Annotated in this window: 3 protein-coding genes and 1 rRNA gene; all 4 read right to left on the reverse strand. The window is 71.7% G+C overall.

Going from position 1 to position 4,458, the window contains the following annotated elements:
- A partial coding sequence (locus KS423_RS39405; RefSeq protein WP_224284539.1) for a CHAD domain-containing protein occupies positions 1 to 599 on the reverse strand: 599 nt, incomplete at its 3' end.
- Between the two features lie 121 nt (positions 600 to 720).
- Positions 721 to 2,898, reverse strand: coding sequence for an RNA degradosome polyphosphate kinase (locus tag KS423_RS39410; RefSeq protein WP_224284541.1), 2,178 nt, complete (start codon positions 2,896 to 2,898; stop codon positions 721 to 723).
- Between the two features lie 410 nt (positions 2,899 to 3,308).
- Positions 3,309 to 4,271 carry a mycothiol synthase gene (gene mshD / locus KS423_RS39415; protein ID WP_224284540.1) on the reverse strand — a complete coding sequence of 321 codons (963 nt, stop codon included), beginning with the start codon at positions 4,269 to 4,271 and terminating at the stop codon, positions 3,309 to 3,311.
- A 72-nt stretch (positions 4,272 to 4,343) separates the two neighbouring features.
- Positions 4,344 to 4,458, reverse strand: a 5S ribosomal RNA gene (rrf, locus tag KS423_RS39420); the annotation flags it as partial.

Raw genomic sequence — 4,458 nt, forward strand, 5'->3', positions numbered from 1 at the left:
GCGGCGGCGGCCTGCGGCAGCAGCACCGCAGGGGCCCGGCCGCCCGCCGACTCCAGCATCGGCGCCTCGCCGACCAGCAGGGTCATCCGGTCCGCCAGCGCGTGCAGCCGGGCGGAGCGGAGCTCCTGGAGCGCCGTGGAGTGCGCCCTCGTCCGGGCCAGGGTCAGCTGCCGGTCCAGCAGCGCCCGCGCCTTGGGCGCGCCCGCGTGGCCGGCCAGCATGCCCGTCCGGTCCGGGTCGGTGCCGCTCAGCGAGTCCAGCGCGCCCAGCAGCCGGGCCGAGCGGCGGACGTAGCCCGGCTCCAGCGCCAGCAGGTTGAGCAGCCAGCGCAGCTCCGTGCGCGACTCCTGGGCCCAGGTCTGTTCGAAGACCGAGCCGAAGGTGTGCAGCAGCCCGCCGATCCGCCGGACGGCCCGCAGCAGGTCCGAGGTGCCGGCCGACGGGACGATCGAGGCCGTCCCGGGTCTGGCACCGACCTCGCCCACCGCCAGCGGCAGCGCGCGCAGGAAGGCGCCGGCCTGGACGGTGAGGTGGCGGGAGAGGATGTCCCCGGCGGTCGCTGTGGAGGCCGTCCGGGCCGTCATCGGCGCTTCGGTCATGGCGTGGTAGATCCCCGTTCCCCCGGGGCGGTCCCCGGAGCTGGTGGCCGACCGCCGGAAGCAGCTGCCCGTAGGAGTCTCGCGGGCCCGCTGCTCCGGCGGCTTCGCATCAGTGGACGCGTCAGCGCGAGGTGGCGGCCCGACGGCGCTGGCGTGAGTCGATCAGCAGGTCCTGGACGTGTCGCAGCGACCGGCCCTCGGCGTCCTGCGAGTGGCGGGTCCATGCGCCGTCCGGCCCCAGGTGCCAGGACTCGGTCCCGTCCGACACCCCGAGGTCGATCAGCCCGGACAGCTCGGCGCGGTGCGCCGGATCGGTGATCCGCAGCAGCGCCTCGATCCGGCGGTCCAGGTTGCGGTGCATCATGTCGGCGCTGCCGATCCAGACCTCCGCATCGTCGTTGTTGCCGAACACGAAGATCCGGGAGTGTTCCAGGAAGCGGCCCAGGATGCTGCGGACCCGGATGTTCTCGCTCAGCCCCGGCACGCCCGGGCGGATCGCGCAGATCCCGCGCACCCAGACGTCCACCGGCACCCCGGCCTGGGAGGCCCGGTACAGCGCGTCGATCACGGCCTCGTCGACGATCGAGTTGACCTTGAGCTTCACGTAGGCCGGGCGGCCCGCCCGGTGGTGGGCAATCTCGTTGTGGATCCGCGAGACCAGCCCGTCGCGCAGGCCGCGCGGGGCGGTCAGCAGGCGGCGGTAGGACTCACGGCGCGAGTAGCCGGAGAGCCGGTTGAACAGGTCCGAGAGGTCCGCGCCGACCTGCGGGTCGGAGGTGAGCAGACCGAGGTCCTCGTACAGCCGGGCCGTCTTCGGGTGGTAGTTGCCGGTGCCGACGTGCGAGTAGCGACGCAGGGTGTCGCCCTCCTGCCGGACCACCAGCGAGAGCTTGCAGTGTGTCTTCAGCCCGACCAGGCCGTACACCACGTGACAGCCGGCCTCCTCCAGCTTGCGGGCCCACTTGATGTTGGCCTGCTCGTCGAAGCGCGCCTTGATCTCCACCAGCACCAGCACCTGCTTGCCGGACTCGGCCGCGTCGATCAGCGCGTCGACGATCGGCGAGTCGCCGGAGGTGCGGTAGAGGGTCTGCTTGATCGCCAGCACGTCCGGGTCGGCCGCGGCCTGCTCCAGGAAGGCCTGCACCGAGGTGGAGAAGCTGTCGTACGGGTGGTGCAGCAGGACGTCGCGCTCGCGCATCGCGGCGAAGATGTCCGGCTGGGAGGCCGACTCGACGTCGGTCAGCCCGCGGGCCGTACCGGCCACGAACTTCGGGTACTTGAGCTCCGGGCGGTCCAGCTCGGCGATCCCGAACAACCCGGTCAGGTCCAGCGGCCCGGGCAGCGGGAAGACCTCCGCCTCGGTGATGTTCAGCTCCCGCACCAGCAGGTCCAGGATGTACGGGTCGATCGACTCCTCGACCTCCAGCCGCACCGGCGGGCCGAAGCGCCGCCGCATCAGCTCCTTCTCCAGGGCCTTGAGGATGTTCTCGGTGTCGTCCTCCTCCACCTCCAGGTCCTCGTTGCGCGTGACGCGGAAGGCGTGGTGGGCCAGCACCTCCATCCCGGGGAAGAGCTCCTCCAGGTGGGCGCCCATGACGTCCTCCAGCGGGACGTACCGCTGGGGCGAGGCCTCCAGGAAGCGGGCCAGCGACTGCGGCACCTTGACGCGCGCGAAGTGCTTGTGCCCGGAGACCGGGTTGCGCACCACGACGGCCAGGTTGAGCGAGAGCCCCGATATGTACGGGAAGGGGTGCGCCGGGTCGACGGCCAGCGGGGTCAGGACCGGGAAGATCTTCTGCCGGAACAGCGTGTGCAGCCGGGCCTGCTCCTTCTCGGCCAGCTCCGACCAGCGGACCACCTCGATGCCCTCGGTGGCGAGGTCCGGCAACACCTCCTGCTGGAAGGCGGCGGCGTGGCGGGCCATGAGCTCGCGCGAGCGGGTCCAGATCAGGTCCAGCACCTCGCGCGGCTGGAGGCCGGACGCGCTGCGCTGGGCGACGCCGGTGGCGATCCGGCGCTTGAGGCCGGCCACCCGGACCATGAAGAACTCGTCCAGGTTGCTCGCGAAGATCGCCAGGAACTTCGCCCGTTCCAGCAACGGGATGCCCGGGTCCTCGGCCAGCTCCAGGACCCTCTCGTTGAACGCGAGCCAACTGCGCTCGCGGTCCAGGAAGCGGCCTTGCGGCAACGCTTCGAACTCCTCGTCGTCCGTGGCCGGCAGCTCCGGCGGAACACCCAGCGCACCGGACATCCGGGCCGTAGGCGACAGCGGGGCAGAGACGGGGCGGGGGATGCTCATGGGCTCCAGCTCCTCCAGCAGCAGGACGGCGTCCGGACGCGAATGGCTCTGCGGGCCGTCGCCCTCGCCCCGGACCAGGCCCGGGGACAACGCCCACCCTCCGGGCGCGGTCCGTACAGGACCGGCCGGTGCGTGGCGGTCGACTCTGCACGAGCGAGACACTACGGACTTCATCCTGTGATCTTCGCGGCAGCAATTGAATCCACGGTAAACACCGCATGGCCAGGAGGAAAGCTGAGTCGGTCGGGGCAAGGGGCGTTGCCGCCCCGTCCCTCGCCCACGACCGCTCGGGGGCCGTCCCGACCGCTTTCGGCAGAGTCGAAAGGCTCGGGAATCCGGTGCGAGGACGCTCCGGAGATCCGGGAGCGGAGACTCCGGATGCTTCGAAGGTCCCCGAGGGTCCGCAGCGGCTAGGCCGGCCGGTTCGCCCGGTACCGGGCTCGGTACATGAGGTCCACCTCGTGAATGGCGAACCCCAGTCGTTCATATACCCGCACGGCGGCCGGATTGTCGGCGTCGACGTAGAGCAGCACGGTTTCCAGACCGCGCTCGCCGGGGCCGGTACCGGTCAGGTGGCGCAGGCCCGCCGCGGTCAGCGCGCGTCCGAGGCCGCTGCCCTGCTCGGCCGGGTCCACCCCGACCACGTACACCTCGCCCAGCTCGGGCTCGGTGGCGGTGGCCGGGTGCACCTTGGTCCAGTGGAAGCCGACCACCTTGCCGTCGCGGGTTGCGAGGAAGAAGCCGGCCGGGTCGAACCAGGACTCGGCGATCCGCTCGGCCAGGTCCTGCGCGGTCCAGGCGCCCTGCTCCGGGTGGTGGGCGAAGGCCAGGGCGTTCAGCCGCAGCCACTCGGCGTCGTCCTCCCCCGGGCGGAAGGTGCGGAGCTCGATGCCCTCGGGGACGGCCACCTCCTCGGTCTGCCGGCCGGTGCGGCGCATCTGCCGCAGCTCGCGGACCAGCTCGGCGCCGTACACCTCGGCCAGGTGCCGGGCCGCCGGGTGGCCGCCGTGCACCCAGAAGTCCACCGCGTCGCGCCCCGCCCGGTGGGCCTGCGCCAGGACGGCGTCCACCAGCGGGCGGGCCAGGCCGCGGCCGCGGGCGGCCGGGTCGACCACCAGCTCGGCGACGGGGTTGGCGGCCGGGTTCTCCGGTACTTCGAGCTGGCCGTAGCCGCGGACGGCGTCGGTTTCGGTCTCGATGAGGTGGATGACACCCGGGCGCGGAGTCTCCGCGTTCCGCAGCCGGAGCCGGCCCTGCTCGGACACGGCGGTCCGGCCGTCCACCGTCTGGGCCTCCGCCAGAACACGCAGGGCGCCGTCGCGCTGCTCGGGCCGGAGCACATCGTTCGCAGTGACCGCAGTCTGATCGTCCATGCCCTGACGATACGTCACCGGAAATGCGAAGAACCCCTGATCCGAATGGATCAGGGGTTCTTCGGAAGAATTGTTCGGCGGCGTCCTACTCTCCCACAGGGTCCCCCCTGCAGTACCATCGGCGCTGTAAGGCTTAGCTTCCGGGTTCGGAATGTAACCGGGCGTTTCCCTCACGCTATGACCACCG

Source organism: Streptomyces sp. LS1784 (assembly GCF_020103755.1).
Taxonomy (GTDB): Bacteria; Actinomycetota; Actinomycetes; order Streptomycetales; family Streptomycetaceae; genus Kitasatospora.